The 23307-nt window shown below is 63.3% G+C and carries 25 protein-coding genes; 14 read left to right on the plus strand and 11 right to left on the minus strand.

Annotated features, from left to right (window positions below; all coding sequences use genetic code 11):
* Nucleotides 1-26 precede the first annotated feature (26 nt).
* From AC1DIP_RS17255 to AC1DIP_RS17270, 4 genes are all read left to right on the plus strand, one after another.
* Nucleotides 27-1079 carry a zinc-binding dehydrogenase gene (locus tag AC1DIP_RS17255; RefSeq protein WP_476210819.1) on the plus strand — a complete coding sequence of 351 codons (1053 nt, stop codon included), beginning with the start codon at nt 27-29 and terminating at the stop codon, nt 1077-1079.
* Entirely contained in the window at nt 1076-1921 is an 846-nt protein-coding gene (locus tag AC1DIP_RS17260; protein ID WP_477734477.1) for an alpha/beta fold hydrolase, read from the plus strand. Before AC1DIP_RS17255 ends, AC1DIP_RS17260 begins: the two co-directional genes overlap by 4 nt.
* Nucleotides 1922-1991: 70 nt before the next feature.
* Nucleotides 1992-2594 (plus strand): TetR family transcriptional regulator, encoded by a 603-nt coding sequence (locus AC1DIP_RS17265; RefSeq protein ID WP_476210815.1) that lies wholly within the window; start codon nt 1992-1994, stop codon nt 2592-2594.
* A 75-nt stretch (nt 2595-2669) separates the two neighbouring features.
* Complete coding sequence (locus AC1DIP_RS17270) at nt 2670-3383, plus strand: SDR family oxidoreductase (RefSeq protein WP_477734478.1); 714 nt, start codon at nt 2670-2672, stop codon at nt 3381-3383.
* Between the two features lie 42 nt (nt 3384-3425).
* Here AC1DIP_RS17270 and AC1DIP_RS17275 read toward each other — a convergent pair whose 3' ends face one another.
* From AC1DIP_RS17275 to AC1DIP_RS17295, 5 genes are read right to left on the minus strand one after another with little or no spacing between them, the layout of a single operon-like run.
* Entirely contained in the window at nt 3426-4421 is a 996-nt protein-coding gene (locus AC1DIP_RS17275) for a PfkB family carbohydrate kinase (protein WP_476210812.1), read from the minus strand.
* 45 nt (nt 4422-4466) lie between these two features.
* The gene (locus AC1DIP_RS17280; RefSeq protein ID WP_476210810.1) at nt 4467-5528 is read right to left on the minus strand and encodes an alcohol dehydrogenase catalytic domain-containing protein; all 1062 of its coding nucleotides are present in this window, start codon (nt 5526-5528) and stop codon (nt 4467-4469) included.
* Nucleotides 5529-5558: 30 nt separating this feature from the next.
* The gene (locus AC1DIP_RS17285; RefSeq protein ID WP_477734479.1) at nt 5559-6470 is read right to left on the minus strand and encodes a carbohydrate ABC transporter permease; all 912 of its coding nucleotides are present in this window, start codon (nt 6468-6470) and stop codon (nt 5559-5561) included.
* A complete protein-coding gene (locus AC1DIP_RS17290) occupies nt 6467-7435 on the minus strand; it encodes an ABC transporter permease subunit (RefSeq protein ID WP_476210807.1) in 969 nt (322 codons plus the stop codon). The genes AC1DIP_RS17285 and AC1DIP_RS17290 overlap by 4 nt, the downstream gene beginning before the upstream one ends.
* A 26-nt stretch (nt 7436-7461) precedes the next feature.
* Complete coding sequence (locus AC1DIP_RS17295; protein ID WP_477734480.1) at nt 7462-8808, minus strand: ABC transporter substrate-binding protein; 1347 nt, start codon at nt 8806-8808, stop codon at nt 7462-7464.
* Nucleotides 8809-9080: 272 nt separating this feature from the next.
* Between AC1DIP_RS17295 and AC1DIP_RS17300 the strand changes: the two genes are divergently transcribed.
* Together AC1DIP_RS17300 and AC1DIP_RS17305 are read left to right on the plus strand one after the other, a co-directional pair.
* Complete coding sequence (locus AC1DIP_RS17300; protein ID WP_476210803.1) at nt 9081-10004, plus strand: helix-turn-helix domain-containing protein; 924 nt, start codon at nt 9081-9083, stop codon at nt 10002-10004.
* A gap of 303 nt (nt 10005-10307) precedes the next feature.
* Entirely contained in the window at nt 10308-10604 is a 297-nt protein-coding gene (locus AC1DIP_RS17305) for a hypothetical protein (protein WP_477734481.1), read from the plus strand.
* Nucleotides 10605-10649: 45 nt separating this feature from the next.
* On the opposite strand, the gene AC1DIP_RS17310 is transcribed toward AC1DIP_RS17305, so the two are convergent.
* On the minus strand, nt 10650-10934 hold the full coding sequence (locus tag AC1DIP_RS17310; protein WP_476210800.1) for a hypothetical protein: 285 nt from the start codon (nt 10932-10934) through the stop codon (nt 10650-10652).
* 259 nt (nt 10935-11193) lie between these two features.
* Between AC1DIP_RS17310 and AC1DIP_RS17315 the strand changes: the two genes are divergently transcribed.
* Nucleotides 11194-11595: a ribonuclease E inhibitor RraB gene (locus AC1DIP_RS17315; RefSeq protein WP_476210799.1), complete on the plus strand. Its 402-nt coding sequence runs from the start codon at nt 11194-11196 to the stop codon at nt 11593-11595.
* A 191-nt stretch (nt 11596-11786) separates the two neighbouring features.
* Here AC1DIP_RS17315 and AC1DIP_RS17320 read toward each other — a convergent pair whose 3' ends face one another.
* Complete coding sequence (locus tag AC1DIP_RS17320; protein WP_476210798.1) at nt 11787-12038, minus strand: hypothetical protein; 252 nt, start codon at nt 12036-12038, stop codon at nt 11787-11789.
* Nucleotides 12039-12313: 275 nt separating this feature from the next.
* On the opposite strand from AC1DIP_RS17320, the gene AC1DIP_RS17325 reads away from it, so the two are divergent.
* Entirely contained in the window at nt 12314-12919 is a 606-nt protein-coding gene (locus AC1DIP_RS17325) for a hypothetical protein (protein WP_476210797.1), read from the plus strand.
* 120 nt (nt 12920-13039) lie between these two features.
* Here AC1DIP_RS17325 and AC1DIP_RS17330 read toward each other — a convergent pair whose 3' ends face one another.
* Together AC1DIP_RS17330 and AC1DIP_RS17335 are read right to left on the minus strand one after the other, a co-directional pair.
* Nucleotides 13040-13894: a 3-hydroxyacyl-CoA dehydrogenase gene (locus AC1DIP_RS17330; RefSeq protein ID WP_476210796.1), complete on the minus strand. Its 855-nt coding sequence runs from the start codon at nt 13892-13894 to the stop codon at nt 13040-13042.
* Nucleotides 13895-13918: 24 nt separating this feature from the next.
* The gene (locus tag AC1DIP_RS17335; protein ID WP_477734482.1) at nt 13919-14488 is read right to left on the minus strand and encodes a TetR/AcrR family transcriptional regulator; all 570 of its coding nucleotides are present in this window, start codon (nt 14486-14488) and stop codon (nt 13919-13921) included.
* Between the two features lie 133 nt (nt 14489-14621).
* On the opposite strand from AC1DIP_RS17335, the gene AC1DIP_RS17340 reads away from it, so the two are divergent.
* Nucleotides 14622-17030, plus strand: coding sequence for an alpha/beta fold hydrolase (locus AC1DIP_RS17340; RefSeq protein ID WP_477734483.1), 2409 nt, complete (start codon nt 14622-14624; stop codon nt 17028-17030).
* A 606-nt stretch (nt 17031-17636) separates the two neighbouring features.
* Here the strand turns inward: AC1DIP_RS17340 and AC1DIP_RS17345 are convergent.
* On the minus strand, nt 17637-17882 hold the full coding sequence (locus tag AC1DIP_RS17345; protein ID WP_477734484.1) for a type II toxin-antitoxin system death-on-curing family toxin: 246 nt from the start codon (nt 17880-17882) through the stop codon (nt 17637-17639).
* A gap of 88 nt (nt 17883-17970) precedes the next feature.
* On the opposite strand from AC1DIP_RS17345, the gene AC1DIP_RS17350 reads away from it, so the two are divergent.
* The 3 genes from AC1DIP_RS17350 (at nt 17971) to AC1DIP_RS17360 (ending at nt 19495) form a co-directional block, all read left to right on the plus strand.
* A complete protein-coding gene (locus AC1DIP_RS17350; RefSeq protein ID WP_477734487.1) occupies nt 17971-18570 on the plus strand; it encodes a DUF1349 domain-containing protein in 600 nt (199 codons plus the stop codon).
* A gap of 169 nt (nt 18571-18739) precedes the next feature.
* Entirely contained in the window at nt 18740-19165 is a 426-nt protein-coding gene (locus AC1DIP_RS17355; RefSeq protein ID WP_477734488.1) for a DUF3995 domain-containing protein, read from the plus strand.
* 60 nt (nt 19166-19225) lie between these two features.
* The gene (locus AC1DIP_RS17360) at nt 19226-19495 is read left to right on the plus strand and encodes a DNA gyrase subunit A (protein ID WP_476210790.1); all 270 of its coding nucleotides are present in this window, start codon (nt 19226-19228) and stop codon (nt 19493-19495) included.
* Between the two features lie 545 nt (nt 19496-20040).
* On the opposite strand, the gene AC1DIP_RS17365 is transcribed toward AC1DIP_RS17360, so the two are convergent.
* Nucleotides 20041-20406, minus strand: coding sequence for a hypothetical protein (locus tag AC1DIP_RS17365; protein WP_476210788.1), 366 nt, complete (start codon nt 20404-20406; stop codon nt 20041-20043).
* Nucleotides 20407-21691: 1285 nt separating this feature from the next.
* Here AC1DIP_RS17365 and AC1DIP_RS17370 point away from each other — a divergent pair.
* Both AC1DIP_RS17370 and AC1DIP_RS17375 read left to right on the plus strand, forming a co-directional pair.
* On the plus strand, nt 21692-22699 hold the full coding sequence (locus AC1DIP_RS17370) for a DUF4192 family protein (protein ID WP_476210787.1): 1008 nt from the start codon (nt 21692-21694) through the stop codon (nt 22697-22699).
* Between the two features lie 310 nt (nt 22700-23009).
* Nucleotides 23010-23243, plus strand: a complete 234-nt coding sequence (locus tag AC1DIP_RS17375) for a hypothetical protein (RefSeq protein ID WP_476210785.1) — start codon at nt 23010-23012, stop codon at nt 23241-23243.
* Nucleotides 23244-23307: the final 64 nt, after the last annotated feature.

Genomic DNA, 23307 nt, shown 5'->3' on the forward strand with positions numbered 1-23307 from the left:
AGAGTCAATTAAGGGGAGTACCCGCCATGAAGGCGTTTGTCGTTAGCAAGTACAAGGCCGGGCTACGGATGGCCGAAGTCCCTGAGCCGACCGTTGGAGAGCACGATGTCCTGATCCGGGTCGAGGCAGCGGGGCTCAACCAGCTGGATGAGAAGATCAGGCTCGGCGAGTTCAAGCAGATCCTCCCCTACCCGCTGCCGCTGGTGCTGGGGCACGACCTGGCGGGAACGGTTCTCCAGGTTGGGATGAACGTGCGCGGCTTCAAACCAGGCGACGAGGTGTTCGCCAGGCCGCGCAAGGAACGGATCGGCACCTTTGCCGAACGCATTGCCGTCCACGAGGCGGACCTGGCGCTCAAGCCCGCGTCCCTGTCCATGGCCGAGGCGGGGTCCCTTCCGCTGGTGGCTTTGACGGCGTGGCAGGCCCTGGTGGAGCGCGGCAAGGTGGAGCCGGGGCAGAAAGTGCTCATTCATGCGGGCGCCGGCGGCGTTGGTTCCCTTGCCGTCCAGTTGGCAAAGCACTTGGGGGCGACGGTGGCTGCCACGGCCAGCGCCGCCAACGCGGAGTTCGTCCGAGGTCTTGGCGCCGACGTCGTCATCGACTATCGGAACGAAGACTTCGAGGAGATCCTCAGCGGCTACGACCTGGTTTTGGACAGCCTCGGTGGCCAAAACCTGGAGAAGTCGCTCCGCATCCTCAAGCCCGGCGGTGTGGCAATCGGAATCGCGGGTCCCCCGGACCCCGCCTTCGCCCGGGAACTGGGCCTCAACCCGTTGCTCCGGCTCGCCATCGCCGTCCTTAGCCTAAACGTCCGCCGCCAGGCACGCCGGCTCGGCGTGCGCTACGAATTCCTCTTCATGCACGCCAGCGGAGAGCAACTCCGGCGCATCGCAAGGCTGGTCGACGACGGCGTGCTGCGTGCCGTCGTCGGACGCAGCAGTGCGTTTGCCCAACTCCCGGAGGCCTTGCGGGCGCTGGGCAACGGAGGTTTGCGTGGCAAGGCGGTGGTCATGAATCCGCCTGGCGGGGAGGCCGGGGGCGAAACAGCCGACCAGCACGGTCTTGGGGACCGGGCATGAGCGCCGCGGCCTCTTCCTATGCCGCGGCGCCCACCCGCAGCATCACGGCTGGCGGCATCACCTACGCTTACCGTGAACTGGGGCCAATCGGCGGCGTTCCTGTGGTCTTCTTCCACCACCTGGCCGGCAACCTGGATAACTGGGATCCGCGGATCATCGACCCCATTGCCCAAGAACATCACGTCATCACCTTCAACAACCGTGGGCTGGCCGGCACCACCGGCAAGGTGCCGGCCACCGTCGAGGCAATGGCCGACGACGCAGCCACCTTCATCCACGCTTTGGGGCTGGACAGGGTCGATGTCTTCGCCTTTTCACTGGGCGGAATGGTGGCCCAGGCCCTTGTCGGGAAGCACCCCTCCCTGGTCCGGAAGCTCATCCTCGCCGGTACGGGCCCCAGGGGCGGGAAAGGCATGGACAAGGTTGCCCGGGTCACGTACTCAGACATCCTGCGGGCCACCCTGGTCCGGGCTGATCCCAAGGAGTTCCTGTTCTTCAACCGCAACTCGTGCGGCAAGCGGGCAGCAAAAGAGTTCATCGGACGTCTCCAGGAGCGGAGTGCGGGACGTGACCTTCCGGTACGGATCCAGGCGTTCCGGACGCAGCTAAAAGCTATCAGGAACTGGGGCCGCGCCGAGTCAGCGGACCTGTCCACCATCACGCAGCCAACCCTGATCGCCAACGGCGACAACGACCGCATGGTTCCCTCGGTCCTGTCAGAGGACCTGCACCGCCGCATCACAGGTTCAGAGCTGGTCATGTACCCGGACTCCGGCCACGGCAGCATTTTCCAGTTCCACGAGCAGTTAGTTGCTGTTGCCGCCAAGTTCCTGCAGCGCTGACGGCCATGCGCGCCGTTGGCTACACTCGAAGTCAGCCCGTCACCACGACCGTCCCGGAGGACCTCCCTCAATGCATCTTGCTTCCCAGCCCGTCTCCCGGCGGGAGCGGAACAAGCAGGCCAAGCTTGACCGCATCACGGCGGCGGCCCGTGAACTCTTTGCCGAACATGGCATCGACGATGTCACCACCCAGCAAATTGCGGAGAAAGCCGACATCGGCGCGGGAACCCTGTTCCTCTACGCCAAGAGCAAGGGCGAACTGCTCCTGCTCGTCCAGAACTCCGCCTATGCTGATGCCCTCGCCAAGGGAACGGCCGGCGCCGCTGAGGCCCGCGCACCGCTGGACGCAGTCATGGCCATCGTCCGGCCCGTGGTGGAATGCAACCGGACCCAGATCCATAACGGACGCACCTACCTGCGCGAAATTGTCTTCGGCGACCCAAACGAGCCGCACCACCACGCCGCACTCACCCTCGCCGCGGGGACCGAGGCAGCCATCGCCGACGTGCTGCAGCGCGACGGCCGCACGTCCCCCAAAACTGCAGCCACTCTTGCCCGCACCGTCTCCGCCATCATGTTCCTCACCATGGCAGCGTCAACCAACACCTCCCGGGCCACCGACGACCTGATCCTGGACATCCGGGACCAGGTAGCAGCCATCATCCCTGCCTGACCGCCCTACTGAGCGCTGCCTTATGCGGCAGAACTCCTCAGTACCCGGGCACCCTCATAGAAAAGGCAACCAGCCATGACTTCCCTCAACAATGCAATCGTCCTCATCACCGGCGCAAACGGTGGGATCGGAACAGAGTTCGTCCGCGAAGCTCTCGCCCGCGGCGCCGCCAACGTCTACGCCACCGCCCGCCACCCGCGCACCTGGGACGACGACCGCATCATCCCCCTCACCCTGGACGTCACAGACCCTGCCTCCATCGGGGCAGCGGTAGAAGCAGCACCGGATATTACGGTGCTCATCAACAACGCCGGCGCCTCCCCCGCCAGCGCCAGCCTGCTCACCCTGCCGGAAGACGACATCCGCTCCAACGTCGAAACCAACTTCTTCGGCCCGCTCCGCCTTGCCCGCGCCTTCGCACCCCTGCTCAAAGAACAGGAAGCAGCAGCGATGGTCAACATCCACTCGCTCCTAAGCTGGTACGCAACGGCTGGCGTCTACAGCGTCTCCAAAGCCGGCCTGTGGTCAGCCACAAACGCCCTGCGGCTCGAGCTCGCCCCCGAGGGCGTCCACGTCCTCGGGGTACACGTCGGATGGGTGGACACCGCGATGGCCGCGCACACGACCGACCCCAAGCTCCCGCCCGCAGTCCTGGTAAGCCGGGTCTTCGACGCCCTCGAAGCCGGCGAATACGAGGTGCTCGCCGACGAGGCATCAGCACGCGTCAAGGCCGGCCTCAGCGCCGGCATCGTGGAGCTCTACCCGCAACTCAAAACCCCCACCGCATAAAGGGGCGCGGTTCTGCGCTAACACTCACACGCACAGCCCAAGTCACTGCACTGGTGCTGCGGCGGACAGCGGTCCCAGTTCAGCGGCCTGGGGAGGGTTGGCTCCCGGCCGGGAGCAGGTGATCCCGGCGGCCCGGTTGGCATAGGTCGCCAGGGCACGGAGCTCGTCCGCGCCCAGTGTCTGCAGGCGGCGTCTTCCGGCTGCCCCAAGCGTTCCGAGCTGGGCAAGGCCGGCGATGACAGCAGCCATGAAAGAGTCGCCGGCGCCCACGGTGTCAGCCACGGTGACGGGTTCCGCTTGCATTTCAGCCCGCCACCGCCGGGTGATGATCACCGGGCCAGCGGCGCCCCGGGTCAAGGCTGCAACGGACGGTCCTAGTTCCAGCCAGGCTGCAAGGCTTTCCTCCGGGCTGCGGTTGGGGTACAGCCAGGCCAGGTCTTCGTCGCTGGCCTTGACGATGTCGCTGGCCGCCACGAACCGTTCCGCCCGGATACGGGCTGCGGCAACATCAGGGCTGATGGCCGGCCGGCAGTTGGGGTCGTAGCTGATCGTTGCCCGCTCCCCCGCCGCCTCGAGAAGGCCAAGGACGGCCTGGTCCCCTGGCGCCAGTAGAGCCCCAATTGATCCTGCGTGCACATGGGAGGAAGTCTCGACGGCGGCCAATGCAGGCAATGTTGCCCCCGCCAGGTCCCAGCTGATGTCGAACGCATAAGTGGCGGCACCGCCGGCACCTAACCTTGCGGTGGACGACGACGTCGGTGCGCTGCCGCCCCTGATCACCGTGACGCCGTTGGACTGGAGGTGCTCTTCGATCATGAGTCCGTACTCGTCATCGGCGTAGTGCGTCACCAAATTGCTGGCAAAGCCCAAACGTGCCACCCCGACTGCCACGTTGAGGGGACTCCCGCCCGGGTGTACCCGGGCCGGAGTTGTTCTTCCGGCTTCCCGGACGACATCGACGAGCGACTCACCAAGGACGGTGACGCTGACTCCCCGTTCAGCCGGCAGGCGCGCAGGTGTGGGTCCGGTATCGGTCATGGCTGCTTCCTCGCAGTTCTCTTCATCAGTCCCGGGAGCATGGATCTAGCGGCCCGGGTACACCACGGCTTTAAGCTGGCCACGCTGCTTGCCCGCCTTGAGTGCCTCTTCTGACTCGGCGAGGTTGAATTTGCCCGTGACCAGGACGTCCAGGTCCACTTTCCCGTCAGCAATCAGCTGGATGGCCAGCGGCCAGGTGTTGGTGTAGCGGAAAACGCCAGAAAGCCAGATCTCCCGGTTCTGGATGTAGGAGACGGGCAGCTCCACGTCGTCAGCTCCCAGCCCCACAAGGATGACGCGGCCGGCGGGTGCCACTGCCGTGATCCCGGCGCGGACTGCCTGGGGTGCGCCGGAGGCGTCAATGAACGCATCAACGTCGAGCCCTTCCACACTGTCGGTCTTCGCGTTGAGCGCGTGCGTGGCGCCGTGCTGGAGGGCGAAAGCGAGACGGTCCTCGGCGATATCGGAGATGTAGATTTCGGTGGCGCCGAAGGCGCGGGCGGCTTGGGCGGCGATAATGCCGATGGGCCCGGCTCCGGCGATCAGGACCCTGCTGCCGGGCTTGATCTCTGCGCGTCCGCAAGCCCAGAGGCCCACGGAGAGAGGTTCAATCAAGGCCGCGGCCTCGTCGCTGACGCTGTCAGGGATGTCATAGGCAAAGTCCGACTGGATGGTCACGTACTCGGCGAACGCGCCGTCGACCGGCGGGGTGGCGTAGAACTCGATGTCCGGGCACAGGTTGTAGCGGCCGGCCTTGCACTGCTTGCACGTACGGCAAGGCCGTTGGGGTTCGACGGCGACGCGCTGGCCGATGCGGGCGGGGTCAACGGAGCTGCCGACGGCGGCGATCCTGCCGGAGAGTTCGTGGCCCAGGATGAGCGGGTGGTCCACAATATAGGGGCCGATCCGGCCGTGCTCGTAGTAGTGGACGTCGCTGCCGCAGACGCCGACGGCGGCGACCTGGACCAGGACCTGGTCGGCGTCGAGCTGCGGGAGGGGCAGGGTTTCCATGGCCATGTCGCCCTGGCTTTTGAGGATGTTGGCGCGCATGGTCGCGGGCAGTTTCGCATGGGCATGTGGGCGGAGCCGGGTTGTGGGAGTTGTCATCGGAGCGATCCTTTCGAAGCGGTGTGCAGGTTACTTGACTGCGCCCAGGGAGAGGCCCTGGACGAGCTTGTCCTGGGCAGCGAAGCCGGCGAACAGCACCGGCAGGGAAATGACGACGGCGGCTGCGCAGACTTTGGCGAGGAAGAGGCCCTGGCCGGACACGAAGCCGGTAAGGAACACCGGGGCCGTGCCCGCCACCACGCCGGTGAGGACGCGGGCCAGGAGCAGTTCGTTCCAGCTGAAGATGAAGCAGATCAGTGCGGTGGCGGCGACGCCGGGCATCGCAACGGGTGCCACCACTTTGCGAAGCGTCAACAGTAGCCCGGCGCCGTCTATCTGGGCGGCTTCCAGCATTTCGACCGGCACTTCGGCGAGGAAAGACCGCATCATCCAGACTGCGATGGGCAGGTTCATGGAGGTGTACATCAGGATCAGGAACCAGATGTTGTCCAGGGCCCCCACGCTGCGGGCAAAGAGGTACAGCGGCAGGATCGCCGCGACCACGGGCATCATCTTGGTGGACAGGAAGAAGAACATCACGTCCGTCCACTTCTTCACCGGCCGGATGGACAGCGCGTAGGCGGCGGGGACGGCCAGGACCAGGACCAGGACGGTGGACAGGATGGAGGCCGTGGCGGAGTTGATCAGGGACGGCCACGGGCTGACGCCGGAGGTTTCGCCGAAGAACTCCCGGTAGGCGTCCAGGGTCAGGTTGGCGGCAACCGACGGCGGGTTGGTGGCCGCGTCAGTCTCCGAGTGGAAGGAGGTCAGGATCATCCACACCACAGGTGACGCGAACAGCAGGGCCAGGAGCCACGCAGCGATCCCAGCGGCGGTGCTGTTGCGGGTCGGATCCATGCGGGACTTTCCGCGGCGTGTCCCCGTGCTGCGCGGGCTGGTGCAGGTGGTGCTTTGGGATGCGGCGGGGGTGAGGGTACTCATCGTGCTGCCTCCTTCTTGAAGAGTGAAAAGACGGTCCGGAGGGCGAAGGTGGCGACGATGATGGTGCCGATGACCACCACGACGCCGGCGGCGGAGGCCAGGCCGTATTCGTTGGCGTAGTAGAACGTCTGGTAGATGGCATAGGGCAGGTTGGCGGTGCCCAGGCCGCCTGCGGTGAGGGTGAAGACGGAGTCGAAGTTCTGCACGATGTAGATCGCGCCGAGCAGGCCGCCGAGTTCCAGGTACTGGCGCAGGTGCGGCAGGGTCAGGTGCCGGAAGATGGCCCAGGGGGTGGCGCCGTCCATCTGGGCGGCCTCCACGGTGTCCATGGGGCGGGACTGCAGTCCTGCGAGCAGGATGAGCATCATGAACGGGGTCCACTGCCATACGAGGGAGACGACGACGGCGGCCAGGGGTGCCTGGGAGAGCAGGTCCAGCTGCGGCGGCGCGGTGCTGCCGAACAGGGACCAGAGCCAGGTCAGGAGGCCGTTGACCAGGCCATAAGCGGGGTTGAGCAGCGCGTGCTTCCAAATCAGTGCCGCGGCCACGGGGACCACCAGGAACGGCGCGATCAGCAGGGTTCGGGCCAGTCCGCGGCCGATGAACTTCTTGTCCAGCAGCAGCGCCAGGCCCAGCCCGATGAGGAGGCTGGCCAGGACCACGGAGACGGTGAGGACGATGGTAGTGAAGATGGCCTGGCGGAGGTCGGGGTCGGTGAGGACAATGACGTAGTTTTCCAGGCCGGCGAAGGCTGTCTTGTTCGGGCTCAGGCTGTTCCAGTTCAGGAACGAGATGATCAGCGTCACCACGAACGGAAGCTGGGTGACGACGATGAGGAAGATCAAGGCCGGGAGCAGCGGGGCACGCCGGGCCCAGGCCATGGCGCGTTCACGGGATGGCGCACGTCGTGTGGGTTTGGCTGCGGTGTGTCCCGGTCGGGAGATACGCGCCGTTGCGGTAGTCATGGGATTCTCCTGCGGTTCGGTTGGTGCTACTTGTACTTGTTGCCGATTTTTTGGGCGGCGTCCTGGCCCTTGGCCAAAGCGTCCGCCACCGTGCCCTGCCCCGCGATGGCGGAACTGACGCCCTGCGAAACGTTTGTGCCCAGGGCAGCGAACTCGGGGATGCCCACAAACTGGATTCCGACGGCGGGTCGCGGCTGGGTGCCGGGGTTCTTGGGATCGGCGTTCTCGATGGCGAACCGCTCCGCGGTGAAGAAGGGGGCAGCCTTCTGGAATTCCGCATTTTCATAGGTGGAGACGCGTTTGCCGGAGGGGACTTTGGCCCAGCCGAGCCTGGATGCCACGAGATGTTCGTAGTCCTTGGAGCTGGCCCAGGCTACGAACTTCCCGGCGGCATCCTGTTTCCTGGAGGCGGCCTGCATGGCCCAGGACCAGGTCCAGAGCCAGCCCGAGGACTTGGTCTCCTTAACGGGAGCCTGGGCGTAGCCGATTTTGCCTTTGACCGGAGAGGAGTCGGCTTCAAGGGCACCCGCGGCCGAGGTTGCGTCGTACCACATGGCCGTTTTGCCCTGGCTCATGTTGTTCAGGCACTCGGTGAAGCCTGCCTGGGCGGCTCCTGCTTCACCGTGTTGGCGGACCAGGTTGGTGTAGAACTCGGTGGCGGCGGTGAACTCCGGGCTGTTGACCTGGGCATTCCAGTCCTTGTCGAACCAGGTGCCGCCAAAGGTGTTCACCACTGTGGTCAGGGGCGCGAAGACCTGGCCCCAGCCGGGCTGGCCGCGCAGGCAGATGCCTTTCATGGCGGGTGCTGCGCCGTCTACTTTCGCCGCGATGTCGGCCACTTGGTCCCAGGTGGGTTTGTCCGGCATGGTGAGACCTTTGGCCTCGAGGATGTCCTTCCGGTACATCAGGAAGGACGATTCACCATAGAACGGTTCGCCGTAGAGCCTGCCGTCCGTACCGGTGAGGGAAGCAGTGTAGGCGGGGAGGATATCCGCCTGGTCGAAGCCGGGGTCCCTGGCCACGCTGTCCAGCGGTGCCAGCCAGCCGTTGGCGGAATAGAACGGGATTTCGTAGTTGGACAGCGATGCGACATCGTATTGACCGGCCTGGCTGGAGAACTCCTGGCTGATCTTGGCCCGGACGTCGTTCTCCGGCAGGATCGTGAAGTTGACGTTAATGCCGGTTTCTTTGGTGAAGTTGTCAGCGGTGAGTTTCTGCAGGTCCTCCATTTGGGGGTTGTTGACCATCAGGACGTTGATGCTGTTGGGGTTGCCGGCGGAATTGCCTCCGCCGGCACCCGCGCAGGCCGTGGCGCCCAGAGCGATGCAGAGGGCTCCGGCGGACAGGACGGCAGCGCGCGTTTTCGGGCGCATTAAGGACTCCTTTGTTCTTCAGGAAGAATCAGGGCAGATGCACCCGACTGCTGCGTCAGGGTGCCGGTCTAGTGTGCGGCTGGCCTCCGGGATCCCGGTGCCGTGCTCTTGTTCCTCAACAGTAGGTGTGCGGGATGTGCCACAACTAGCGTCACCGTTGCCCGTTTCTGATACTTATTTTCCGATTCGATAAGCCTCAGCAGCCGGTACCCTGATTAGGGCGGAGGGGATGCCGTCCAGAATTCATAACCACCGGACGCGCGGAGACTGCCATGGCCACAGTGGATAATGCCGAGGAGGCGGCTGCCCGGCTGGCCGAAAGGCTTGTGGGCATGCGGGCCAACCGGGAGGTGATTCCCCCGGATCCCAACCACTCGGTTCGGTGGCACCAGCACAGCTACCCAAGCCCACTGGCGCGGTGGAACTACCATCCTGAATACGAGATCCACCTCATCCGCAAGGGCGCCGGAAAATTCATCGTCGGCGACCACATTGGCACCTTTGAGGCCGGCCACGTGTCGATCGTGGGTTCTGGCCTGCCGCACGACTGGGTCAGCGACCTGGAGCCGGGCGAAGTGCTGGAGAACCGGGACGCTGTCATCCAGTTCGACGGGAAGTGGGTGGAGCAGGCGTCGGCCTTGGTCCCCGAGTTGGCTGAGGTCCGTCCGTTGCTCGAACAGTCAGCGCGTGGCATCGAATTCCTGGGACAAACCGCAGTGGCGGCGGCGGAGGCCATTGAGGCCATGGGCCGGACCACCGGCCTGGAGCGCCTCCAGCACCTGTTTGAATTGTTCGCCCTCCTTGGCGCGGCGCCGGAAGGTGACCGCCGGTACCTTGCGGAACAATGGTTCAGGCCGCAGCTGGACAGCCAGGCCGCCGCCGTCGTCGACCTTGTCCTGGAGTACGTGTTCAGCAACCACTCCGGCAGCGTCCGGATGTCCGAGGCTGCTGCCTTGGTGGGGATGCCGGAGCCCACCTTTTCCAAGTACTTTAAGCGCGCCACCGGCCAGAACTTCAGTGACCTCGTCCGCAAACTGCGCCTGGCACATGCCCGGCGCCTGCTCGAGCGCAGCGATAAAGCGGTGTCAGACATTTGCTATGAAGTCGGTTTTACCAACCTCTCCAATTTCAACCGACACTTCCTCAACGACACCGGAGAAACCCCTCGGCACTACCGCCAACGCACGCAAAAGTGAGCGTCGGGGCCCGCTCCCCAGGACCTGCCCGCCGCCGGGAGTGCCGCCGGCTTGGTCGCCATCTCCCTCCCGCCTGTACTGGCAGGTCCGTGGAACGCATCCTTGCTAACTGATCCATGGGGGCGCACACGCTGCCGTGCCCTACACGCTTCTCCAACTCCGCACACGAGGCAGAGACCCGGCCCCTGTTGGCCGAAAAAAAGAGGGCAACGCAGGGGTCATATCCCCTCGACCGGGCCGGCAGGACGGGCCTAATCTTTTGCTCGCGGGACTCCGAACAACAAATGGACTCGGGAGCAGGTCATGGCGGTAGCAATCATCATGGAGTTCGACGAATCAACCCTCGAACAGTATGACGCGATCAACAAGAAGATGGGACTGACACCCGGAGGCCCTGGTCCCACGGGATTCATTTCCCACTGGGCAACGGCGACCGACAACGGCTTCCAGGTCACGGATGTCTGGGAAAGCCGGGAGCAGTTCGATGCCTTTGCCCGGGACACTATGGGACCACTGAGCATGGAATTGGGATTCGCCGCACCACCAAAGATGACCTTCCTCGACGTGCACAACTACTTCACTCCCAACGCCACAGGCTAAAAGCCTTCCGGGCTCTCTGCTTTGTAGGCCATGGAAAATGTCCAGTCAGCCGGGCAGGGTGAAGAAGCTGGCCGGGTTGTCAGCGCCCAGCAGGTCGTGGTGGAACGCGATGGCATCTACTGGCCGGGTGTCCACGAAGAGCACTGCAACGTCCAGGGAGTGAACCACGGTGTACCGCACGGGCCCGTGGAGCCAGGAGTGTATTCCGGTGAACTCTTCCACGAACAACCCTTGACCGAGCAAGCCGCGCTCAGCAAGCAGGTCATAGACAAGATTCCAGGCGAGATCCATCAACTCATGGATGGCTGCGTCCACTGTTGGAGCTGTCATGCCTCCATGGTCCTCCCGGGCACCGACAGGGTTGCGGACGATCCCGGGTGTGTCTTGTCAATGCTCAGGGTGACGACTTTTCCGCCCCGGTACTGCTGCGGAAATCGCATAGGACAGAAAGTCTTCTGAACCTGCTTCCAATCTGCAGGAATCTCGAACCGCCTGGCGCGGAAAGCCATGTCCGCAGAGCTCCGCTGACCATACGAGAAGACGGCGTTGTGCCTGCAAAATTGAGACCACCACGCATACTGTTGGCACCATGACGACCCTCCCTGAGCAGTTGGCCCATCAGAAGCAACTGTCAGCTCAGCAATTGGAGCAGCGCCGCACGATGAATGATGACCTGGCTGCACCACGGCCGGTGGATCACAGCGGCATATTCCCGGACAGGAAGTCAGCCGTTGCCGCCAGCGAGGAACTGGCCAACGCGGGATACGAGACGCAAATCGCGGACGATGGGGGAAACGTCCTCCTTGAAGCCCGAAAGGTCAGCGCCATCGACGGCGATACCGTAGACGGATTCACCAAAGAGGTACTGACCGTCTTCCAGCGGTTTGGCGGCGACTACGACGGGTGGGGCGGCCCGATCGTCACTTCGATGCCCCAGGCTCCCGCCTTGCACCGCTCCTGGATCGAACGGCTCATCCGTCCCCGGAAGTAAGGTGGCAGCCCAACGCAGACGGACACCCATACAGGGTTGCCGTGGACATGCGACCAGACGGCTGCAGCCAGATGTGCCACCCGGCCCGTACGATTCCGTAGGCGATCAGGACCGTCGAAGCGAGTGCAAGCAGGATCCAGACAACAGTTCTGGCCCATCGCCGAGCCGCCTACAGTCCTTCTAATGCCTACCTACTGCTGTTCCACTTCGCGGAAGCGGCGCTGCTCGCGACCGGCGTTACTGAAGGCTTTCGAACACCATGGTCGCCTGGATGCGGTCACCGCCGCCAAGTCCCTTGCTCCCGCTGCTGGACGTGGTGATCGTATGGAGCCGGTAGCCCTTGCGGCCTGAGCGTTGATTGTTTTCTCCAACTCGGTCAGGTTGCCTGAACCGGTTCCCCACAGCTTCTCTTTGAGGATCACCTGCAAAACCACGTAGTGCATGAACAGCTCCCTCCCATAACTGGCCAGTTGTCGGCAATGCTACTTCAAGCCTTACAGCAGCTGCGAAGGATCTGCCGGTGGCTTGAAAGACATCGCGCGTCGCCTGGAGAATAATCCGGCCACTTGTCAGCGAAAGCCCCCGGCCCAGCCGTAGAATCACCCGGAGATCAACACATTGGGGGACGCGTGATTTTTACCGGCAATCTGTCATGTCGAAGACACGGCAGCAAAGATGGCTGCAAAGGGCCTGGGTTTGTCCTCAGTGAGGCCCCGGCATGAATCACGACCAGCAGCAGCCGCCGTATCCCCCGCAGCCGAATCGCCCTCCGCTGACCTACACGGAGTCGGCTCCGTATCAGCACCATCCGTATTACGGTTCCCCGCAGGCCAGGTGGCAGGGGTCGCCACCGCAAAAGAAGAAAAGCAAAACAGGCTGGATCGTCGGTGGAATCGTACTGGTGGTAGCCCTGGCGTGCACTCTGGGTTTCACGGCCTGTAATGCCCTCGTGCAGGGCATCAACGGCGGTGGCGGCTCCCAGGCCGAGAAAGCCGCGGCGATGATGGCCCGGGCGGACAAGATTCCGCAGAAAGGCTGGGTCGAGGTCTACCGCCAGAACCCCCAAGTCGATCCCGGCTGTCTCTCCATCGACACCTCCTGCCTGCGGCTGACTGCCAGATGGACCGTGGACCACAAGGTCAGCCTTGATGAGGTGGCTGGGAGGTTCGGCATGAAGTCCGAAAAAGCCGGCCCGCTGTCGGGGCGGTACATGGGGTGCGTCAGGAAAGCGTTCGATGGCACGAGCGAAGAGTCGCTCTGCATCGACGAATCCGCCGAAGGATCAGACTCCTACGACGTCACCATTCAGATGCGGCGTGACTAGGCCCAGGATCAAGGTCATCTACACCGGCCAGTAATCCAGTGGACCCAAGGGTGAAGATTGGCACCGTCAGCAGCGGGCCGCCCGATGACTCCTCGGCGCGCAGCACTAAAGGTCCGCGGCTCAGTACTTGTAGAAGCCCTCCCCCGAGGCGACGCCCAGCTTGCCCTGGTCGATGTAGTGCTCCTTCAGGTACTGGGCGAATGCCTGGGAGCCGGCATCCGGCGAGGCCGAGGCGATGTTGTACGCGGTGGTGAGGCCGACGACGTCGTAGATCTGGAACGGTCCGCTCGGGGCCCCGGTGGAGATGCGCCAGGTCTTGTCAATGGTGTGCGGGTCAGCGACGCCCTGCAGCAGCAGGCCGGCGGCCGCGTTCAGCAGCGGAACCAGCAGCGAGTTCAGGACGTAGCCGGCCTTCTCCTTCTTGATCTCGATCGGTTCCAGTCCGCTGTTCCGGGCAAATTCGACGACGGCGGCGTACACCGCCGGGTCAGTCTCCGCGGTGCCCATGACCTCGGCGATGTTCTGCGCCCAAATGTTGTTGGCGTAATGGAGCGCGAGGAAGCGGTCCGGGCGTCCGGTGCAGTCTTTCAGGTCACTGGGCAGCAGGGTGGAGGAGTTGGTCGCGAAGATGGCCTTCGCCGGCGCCAGCTCCGCGAGCTTGCGGTAGACGTCCCGTTTGAGTTCCAGCAGTTCGGGAACGGCTTCGATCACGAGGTCCGCGTCGACGACGGCGTCCCCGAGGTCTGCGGTGAGGCGGAGGTTTGCCAGGGCTGCTTCGGTCTTGCTCCCGGAGGCGCCGGCTACTTGTGCCCGGTAGATGCCGGCCAGGCGGGTGAAACGGTCCCGCGCCTTGGAAAGCGCGTCCTCGTCGACGTCGTAGGCGGTGACCGCGAAACCGTGGAATGCCGCCTGGAAGGCGATCTGGGAGCCGAGTACACCGGTGCCGAGCACGGTGAGCGTCTTGATGGAGGGCATTGTGGTTTCCTTTCGGCGCGGGCCTTAGCGGCTGCCGGGGTTGTCGGACCCGTAAATGCTGCGGATCCAGATGGTTGACAGGACGTCCAGGGCGGAGGTCTCCGCGATGGCGGGACTCTCCCGGTTGAGGACAGCGGTAATGACCCGTTCGTTCATCAGGTTCAGGCTCACCGCAAGGTCGTGCGCGTCGATGCCCGCCGGCGCGGCCCCGCGGGCCTGTTCGGCACGGATGACGTCGCTTGAGAAGTCGACCCAGGACTGCATCGATCTGGACCACAGCCCGCGCACCTCGTCGTTGCGGGCGCGCGCACCGATGGCGGCGGTCGACACAGCGCGGTGCGAGACAAATACCTCTACGAACATTCCGATGGAACGGGTCCACGCGCCCGAGGGGTCGCTCTCGAAATCGCGCGGCAGGTGCCCCACCCGGTGCTCGACCTCGGTGATGACCCGGTCCAGCAGGGCCAGCAGGACGGCGTCTTTCGAGGGGAAGTAAAAGTAGAACGTGGGGCGCGAAATGCCGGCACCCCGGGCCAGGTCCTCGATGGAGACGTCGTCAAAGGCACGGCTGGCCAGGAGGGCCTCCGCGGTCACCAGAATTGCGTCCTGCCGCTCATCCCCCGAAACCCTCGCGCTGCGTCTTCCTCTTTGAACCATGCGTCCAATCCTAGCCTCGGTTATCAACACAGTGTTGACTATCTCAACATTAAGTCGATAACTTGGCGGCATGAGCGTGCACGTAGATGTGTTGATTGTCGGCGCCGGGCTGAGCGGCGTGGGATTCGCCAGCCGGCTGAAGCGCGAGGTACCCGGAAAAACCTTCACCGTACTGGAGTCACGGAGCGCCGTCGGGGGGACCTGGGACCTGTTCCGGTACCCCGGGATCCGGTCCGACAGCGACATGTACACCCTCGGCTACTCCTTCCGGCCCTGGGCCGGCGCCAAGGCGATCGCCGACGGCGGGTCCATCCGCGAGTACATCGAGGCAACGGTCGCCGACGAGGACCTGGCACCGCGGATCCAACTGAACACCCGGGTCGTTTCCGCCGCATGGTCCAGCGAAACCGCACTGTGGACCGTGACGGCGGTCCACACCTCCGGCGGCGAGTTCCGGTCCGGCGACACCGCCTCCTCCCCCGAGCCGGTCACCTTCACCTGCTCGTTCCTGTCCGTCTGTTCCGGCTACTACCGCTATGACGAGGGCTTCACCCCGGCCATTGACGGGGCCGACACCTTTGCCGGAACGATCGTCCACCCGCAGCACTGGCCGGCCGACCTCGACTATGAGGGAAAGCAGGTGGTGGTCATCGGCAGCGGCGCCACGGCCGTGACGCTGGTGCCGTCCATGGCAAAGTCGGCGACCAAGGTAACAATGCTGCAGCGCTCCCCCACCTACATCGCCCCCGTGCCCGCGCGGGACCACCTGGCCGACCGCCTCCGGGGCAAGCTGCCCGCGCAACTGGCGTACGACGTCGTACGCTCCAAGAACATTCTCTTCTCCATGTTCACCTACCAGCTCAGCCGACGGCGGCCCGAGACGATGAAGGCGATCCTGCGCAAGTCGGCAGTAGCCAAACTGCCGGCGGGCTTCCCGGTGGACACACACCTGGCCCCGTCGTACCAGCCGTGGGACCAGCGGGTCTGCGCGATCCCCAACGGGGACCTGTACCGGGCCATCAGTGCCGGCACTGCCGAAATCGTGACCGATACGATCTCCCGGATCACCCCGGACGGGATTGACCTGGCCTCCGGCACATCGCTGCCTGCCGACGTCATTGTCACGGCCACGGGACTGAACTTGCTGGTGATCGGCGGCATGAAGCTCTCCGTCGACGGCGAGCCCGTGGATGTCGGCAGAACCCTCACCTACAAGGGCATGATGCTGGAGGGTGTGCCGAATTTCGCCCTCACCATCGGCTACACCAACGCGTCCTGGACCCTCAAGGCAGACTTGGTGGCCGGCTACATCTGCAGGCTGATCAAGCAGCTCGACCGCCGGAACCTCCAGTGGGTGGTACCCGTGGCACCCGCCGACGTCGCCAACGGCACGCTGTCCTCACTGATCGACCTGAAGGCCGGCTACATTTTCCGCGGCGCCGACCAGCTGCCCCGGCAGGGCGCAAGCTCGCCGTGGCGGCTGCACCAGAACTACTTCCGCGACTTCGCCCTGCTCCGGGCCGGCAGGCTGACCGACCACGTCCGGTTCGGCCGGCGCGGGCAGCCGGTGCGGGAAACCGTACGGCAACCCGCGGCCCCGGCCCGGGATCCCCTCGCGCTGCCGGGAACGGGCCATGTCACCGTCGCGGGGACACGCCTGCGCTACCGGAAGACCGGGAGCGGGGATCCGGTCCTGCTGCTGCACGGCATCGGCCAAAGCCTCGAGGACTGGAACGAACAGCACGAGCGGCTCTCGGACCGCCACACGGTCTACAGCATCGACCTTCCCGGCTTTGCGTACTCCGAACGGCTCCCCGGCAAGACGACGCTCGCGAAGCTGGCCGGGATCCTGCCGGCCTTCCTGGACGCCGTCGGGGTTTCCGGGCCGCTGCCCGTGATGGGCAACTCACTCGGCGGTGCCGTAGCCATGAAGCTGGCCGCCGACCATCCGGACCGCGTCTCCGCGCTCGTGCTGGCCAACAGCGCCGGATTCGGCAAGGAAGTGGCACTGGTCCTTCGCCTCCTGTCGGTCCGCCCGCTCGCGGCCCTGCTCCTGCGGCCCCACGAGAAAGCATCACGCCGGACCGTCCAGTCGCTCTTCTACGACAAATCGCTGGTCACGGACGACCGCATCGGCCACGCGCTCGCCCTGTCGCAGCGGGAGGCGCACCGCCGGACGCTGCTCGACGTCGCCCGCGACCTGGGAACGGTCTCCGGTGTCCGGGCCGAGTGGCGCACCGCTCTGATCGGCGCGCTCGCCACGTCCGACGTTCCGGCGCTGGTGGTGTGGGGCGACCACGACCACATCCTGCCGTTCAGCCACCTTGAAGCGGCCGCCGCGGCGCTGCCCCGCGCCGAGTCGCACGTCTTCGCCAAGACCGGACACATGCCGCAGATCGAACGGCCTGACGAGTTCGCGGCCGTAGTCGAGGACTTCCTCACAAGGGTCTCCGCAGACCGTCAGGCGGCAAGCATCTAAGGGCGCTTCTCGACGTCGGTAAGGACTTCGGCCGCCACGTCCGCGCCGGCGCCGCTCCCACAAATCCAGCCCGGTCTGTATCGGTGTGGACACTGTACACACCCTCTTTGATAGGACAAAAGACGCAGGCCATCCTTTCCTGCGGTCCTCCAGACCGGCATGCGGCAGCGCCTAAAGCAGGTCCGGAACAGTCATGTTGTCCCGGCTCCCCCGGCACATGAATAGGTGTAGGCCAATACCGGCCCACCCGGCAGAACCGAAACGAGGAAACGCAAGAACCCAGTAACAGGAAGCGGAAGGCCCACCAGCCAGGGTCCTGAACCCGCCACCCCGCACACCTGAATAGGCCCCCGCGGAGGCCCCGCTACAGCCCGCGAACCTAGCGTCAGAGCGCGACCACAAGCTTTGTACACACTTTAAAGCAGAACCCTTCTGACCTGAGGAAACACTGTGCCCGAGGTTGGACTCGAACTGTCTTCTAAACCTTGAAATGACCGTGAGCCCGCGAAAACATGCGGAATCCTGGCCAGACCGAAGGCTGTTTGGCCCAGTACGAGACGAAAAGCGTGGACTTTGTCCATACCCCCTTTCGGGGGCACTGGAGGACTACCGGGGCACCAGATGCCTGGAAATCTCGGCGGCAGAGTCCAGCAAGTCGATGGTGCCCGCGGCGACTCCGACGACTAGGTCGAAGCCTTCATCCGTGGTGAAGCCATGCCGGTAACCGTTGATCCACAGCAGCAGCACCATGAGCGTCCACGCCGTCCGTTTGTTCCCATCAATGAGTGGATGGAACCAGTCGACCGACTCCAACAAGGCTGCCGCCTTCACCGCCAGTTCCGGATCGATCAACGGGCAATCGCCGTCGTGTTGGGTGTGCCACTGCTTGAATAGGGCTTACGGACTGAACGATCGACTTAGGGGATCTGACGTGACACAAATGATAAAGGAATTACACGATTCCTGGGACCGGGGAAGGTGGCGCAACCCGCCCGTGCGTGTCGTCGCTGATGGTCGGACTCTGCGGGTAACCGCAGCCGAGAACAGTGACGCGTGGAGGCACACCTCGTACGGCTTCGTCCATGACAGTGCGCATGCCCTGTTGGCACCGCTGCCCGCTGAGGGGGCCGTGGAGGTTTCATTCCTTCTGAATTACACCGAGCAGTTCGACCAGGCGGGGATCTATCTTCACGTTTCGGAATTTTCTTGGATCAAGGCCGGCGTGGAGGTGTCCGACGGAGTCCCCCAGGTTGGGGCGGTCGTAACGCATGGGGTTTCCGACTGGTCGGTGGAACCTGTTCCTGAGTGGATCAATCGGGAAATCACAGTGCGGCTGAGCAGGGCTGGTAACGCCGTCACCATCAGGGCCCGCGCCGGGGATGAGTCTTTCCGGCTCATCCGCGTTGCTCCTCTGGATGAAACAGCAAGTGCCGAGGTCGGCCCATTTTGTGCCTCGCCCACTCGGGCTAACCTCACGACCACCTTCACCCGATGGGTTGAGACCGATGCAGATGCAACCCTGCACGCTGAACACGACTAAAGCCGCAGCACTATTCATCCGTGAGTCGTACTGGGAGCGGTGAAGGATCGGCAATCGGTGCCCCGTCTGAAACGATCTTCGGCCATTGGCTACAGTGATCCAGGTGACGCCTGAAAGGAAGCTGTCCTGCAGCCGATCTTTGGTGTGGCTGGCCTGCATAGCCGGTACTGTGCATGCCGGGTTCAGCTTGTACTGGGCCCTGGGTGGGCAGTGGCTCTTAGCCACGGTTGGTCAATGGGCAGTCCAGCTGTCCGTCGAAGCCCCCCTCGAGGCAGGACTAGGGCTCGGAGTTGTTGCGGTAGTGAAGTTGCTGGCAGCGACTATCCCCGTGGCCGTCGCGTATGGGCGAATGCCCCGGCAGAGGTTCTGGCGTGCCGTGAGCTGGGCCGGCGGACTGCTCCTTGTCGTCTACGGGGGCGTGAACACGTTAGTCAGCGGTGCAGTTCTTGGAGGTGTGGTTCGGCCTGCAGGTGGGTATGACCTCAACGCGATGATTGGCCACGCATGGTTGTGGGATCCCCTGTTCTTCCTTTGGGGTATAGCCCTATTGTTATCGCTCTGGTACTCGCGCAGGAGCTCAACGGCAGTTGCGTAAGCCGATCCCCTAACGGCACGGAGTCATTTCGCAGACTGCCTGTCATGCAAGAATCGCAATATGGATCAAGATGAGCGCCACAGGGAAGAATTGATGATCCTCGAAGCTTTGATGCAGGCGATGGATCGGCGCGACGAGGTCTTTCAGGTGATTGAGGATTCAGGGGACGTGGACGAAGCGATTCGTCGGGTGGGTCAACTGTTGGGCGTGGGAGCGGTGGACAGCCGGGCAGTCCTAGATATGCAGGCCAGAAGTTTTACCCGACGCCAGCGCCTGCGCAGCGCTTCTCGTGCAGAAGAACTCAGGTCGATGTTGCCCGATGGGCGTTGATCTGGTCGCGCGCGAGCCGCATAAGGTCGATCGTCATGGCATCGATCCGCATCTCTCCGCGCTATTTAGTGCGTCGTTAATTCAACGGGTCAGAGGTGCCCTTAAGCCGATCCCTCACCGGACAGTGTGTGCGACAAATAGCGCCGTGAACAAGCCGCAATTTTCGCCGAAAGTCACAACACCAGGGCGGCAACTAGTATCGAGGGAAATTCATCCGAACATCACTTTCAAAATTCCCCCCAACGATTCCGTTTACCGGTAAGGTCGCTCAAGCTCGCTGATCTGCCATTTGAAGCCAGCGCCACAAGGCGTCTGCCTCGTTCTCCCGGCCGCGGTGTCGTGAGGCGATTGCGTCCACTTCGATTGTCGTGCCACGGACCTCCACCGTGCAGTAAACCGGTACGGGACCCACGTTTCTCGGGATGATCTGGTCCGTGTCGACGTTGTTGCGTCTGAGCGGGGCTGCTTTGCCGTTAACTGTGGTCAGAGATTGGAGGCCATCAGGTCTTCTCTCCTTTGCGCTCTGGCTGTGGGGCTTGGGCGTTTTAGTCCGCGCGCGGATCTACGAGGACTATGTAGCCATCTGAGTGGTAATAAACCTGTCTGGCCCGCAAGGCGTCCGGGGGCAGCCAGAGGAATGCTCCATTTTTTGTAACGGCGTCGGCGGTGCCTTCGATGCGGTCCTTGTTTCGGGCAATGAGAACCACCGTGTCCCCAGCGATCAGTTCGCGCCAATTGGCGACTACGGTGCGCCTGAACCCGTATCGGGTCGGACTCATTTCTGCAGTTGTCGGGATACTGCCCGTGGTGGCGGCAGCGGAATCTTCGGCAGTCTCTACTGCCGTGGCCATGTTGGTTGTCATGTTGGGGCCGGACGTCAGGCAGGGCTTGAATGAGGTGTGGTCGTTCATTTCCCACGTTGTCTTGGAAAAGCTCTTGGATCGAACCCTGCCACTTCTGTCTTAGCGCAACGTTGACCCCGTCGGGTCCCGATCACTGCAAATTGCAGCGCGGAGTCTCTCGAGCCGGGACGACCGTAAGCCCAATCCCCGCCGCTTGGTCCAAGCACTCGGTGTGTCAGAAGGCGGAGCCCGTTCCTGGGCGTCGTAGTGGCCCGCTCCCCCACAATTTTGTGCGACCTGCAGCCAAGCCTGCTTCGCCTTTATCCTTCTGTTCTTCACTGGGCCGTTCCCCGCCGCAGTCAGGGCGCCACATGGGGCCCTTGATCCGACATGCCCTTCCGTGCTCCTAGCCAGCAGGGACTCTCATAAAGCAGACGTAAGTGTGGACACTGTCCACACCCAATTTGGCAGGACAAATCGAGCGCATACGGCTCCGGCGGCGGTTGCAAGGAGCCCTTCAAGAAAATTGCCGTACCAACGGCGGCTACGTCATGTTGTACCCGCCACCTCGGACCATGAATAGGTGTTGGACAACCACGCCCACCACACAGAACCGAAACGAGGAAGCATCTAACCGCACCACAGCAGGCGGAAGGCCCACCAGCCAGGGACTTGAACCCGCCACCCCACACACCTGAACAGGCCCCGCGGGGGCCAGGCCACAGCCCGCGACCCAACCCGTCAGATGACGCGACCGCAAGCTTTGTTAACACGTCAAAGCAAAATCGCCTCTGACGAGGGAATACACTGTGCCCGAGGTGGGACTCGAACTATCTTCCGGGCCTTGAAAACACTGGGAAACCGCGGAAACATGCGGAATTCGAAGCAATAAGCAGTCTCTACAAGGCAGTCCGAGACGCAAAGTGTGGACAATGTTCACACCCCCCCATTTTCGCCCCGTTGAAGCGTTCAACCTAAGAACCGCATCCCGAAAGGAAGGGATGCGGTTCTTCTTTGTCCTGACTGATTTGGCTCGCCGAGTAGGTCATGCCGCATGGCTCTTTGCCGTCGAGGGACAGGCAGAACTACGAACTGCTTGTCATTCTGCTATGTCCCATGATCGCTGGATGGGTCCTCCGCGCAACCAGGGCGCTACCGCGCCGACCCCGGAACCGAAAACTTCTGCATTGAAAGACCAACGCATTGGTCCCGGACGAAGTTTTCGCCCCGGCGCCGGTTCCCCAAGTTGCACTCCGGCCCCTCAACCCAGCGGGTGGTCCCCTACCAGAACGACGCCCAAAACCAACAACCGCAGAAAATCAAGGCAACACCAGGGTGAAGGGAAACAATGATCATGGAAAAGCTCACGATCACAACACCATCAGATGTCCTCAGCTTCATCGGCCACACCCTGGGCTTCTGGCCCCAGGAAAGCCTGGTCTGCATCACCCTGAACGAGAACAGCATCGGCGCGACCCTGCGCATCGACCTGCCCCGCCAACCCGGCCAGGAACTCCCCTACGCACGCACCGTCGCCCACTACCTCACCAGCGACACCACCGCCACATCCATCCTCTTCGCCGTCTACACCAGCGAAACCAATCAGCCCGGACAGGCCCGACCGTATGCCGGCACGATCGCGGCCCTGACCGGTGTGCTCGCGGAACAGGGCATCACTATTCGGGACGGACTGTTCGTCGGCGACGAAACCTTCTCCCCCTACGACGGCGAACCCGGCACCAGCCTTGCCCTGCCCGTCAGCTCCACCCAGACCAGCGCGATCAACGCCGAGTTCATCTACCGCGGCAGCATTGTTGAACCCAGCGACCGCATCACCCTGCCAACCACTGGTCAGGAAGCCGCCAAAGCGACCGCCGTCGAACGTTACATGGAAACCATTAGGTCGCAAGCGACCGACACCGCGCTCCAGCAAGGCCGAAAACTCTGGTCAGACATACTCGATTCCAAGTCCTTCCCGAACGACGACCACTGCCACGCCTTAGTGGCTAACCTGCAGTTTCCGGCCATCCGTGACCGATTGTTTGCAGACATCTCAGGAGTCGACGAACCCATGCAGCAAATTCTCTTCGCCCAAACCCAAACCGCCCCGAAATGTCACGCATCGAATGGGCACAACAACTGCTCCTGCACGCTTACACCCGCACGAGCGCAGAACATGCAGCACCGGTCCTTACGGCGATCGGCTACATCAACTGGTGGGAAGGCAGAGGCAGCAAAGCCCACCAATTCCTCCACTAGCCCTCGACACCGACCCCGCCTACCGCCTCGCCCGCCTCAGCGACCAAATGATCGGCTCCGGCCTCGTCGCCGGATGGAACATGAACAAAGACACCGCCTTTAAGGCACTGCCCTTCAACTGATCCTCGAAAGGACAAAGACTCAATAGCTCCGACCAGCGTGCCCTGAACTAGGATCCGCGAGAGGTTTACCGCGACGCGTCAACTCTAAAGGGCCACCCGATTGTCCAACAGGCTGTTGGACAATCGCGGTTGAGAAGCACCGGCTTCTTGTGCTTAGACTGCAGGACCATACGCCTTATCTAGCGCCCCTCGGCCACGCTATTTCGGACCTCCTGGTGCCGCCAGCAACTCCGCCTGCTGAATACAGCTTTATGGAATCTCCACTATCGGCGTTTCAAAAACCGTGAGGGAGTGGCTGAAAGAAGGTGCTGCTCTGCGTTTGGCGGCGCGGCCACAACGACCAATGCTGAGGAAATCCGCGAGTTCGCGCTGGCTTTGTCCCGGCCCACCGGAGCCGTCGTGGAAGGCTGGAGGGGAGAAATTGAAGGAATAGACCTCATGCTGCGCCTCTTCGAGGAGAAAATCCGGAATACCGACAACACCAGAGCCAAGACTGTGTACCTCGCAATGCCAGCGTTGCCTTGACTAAGAAAAATCCGTCAAAAATCGCGCAAGAAGTTTTCTCGACGCCGTGAAACCTTTTCGGGTT

This window comes from Pseudarthrobacter sp. 05T312, from assembly GCF_056396685.1.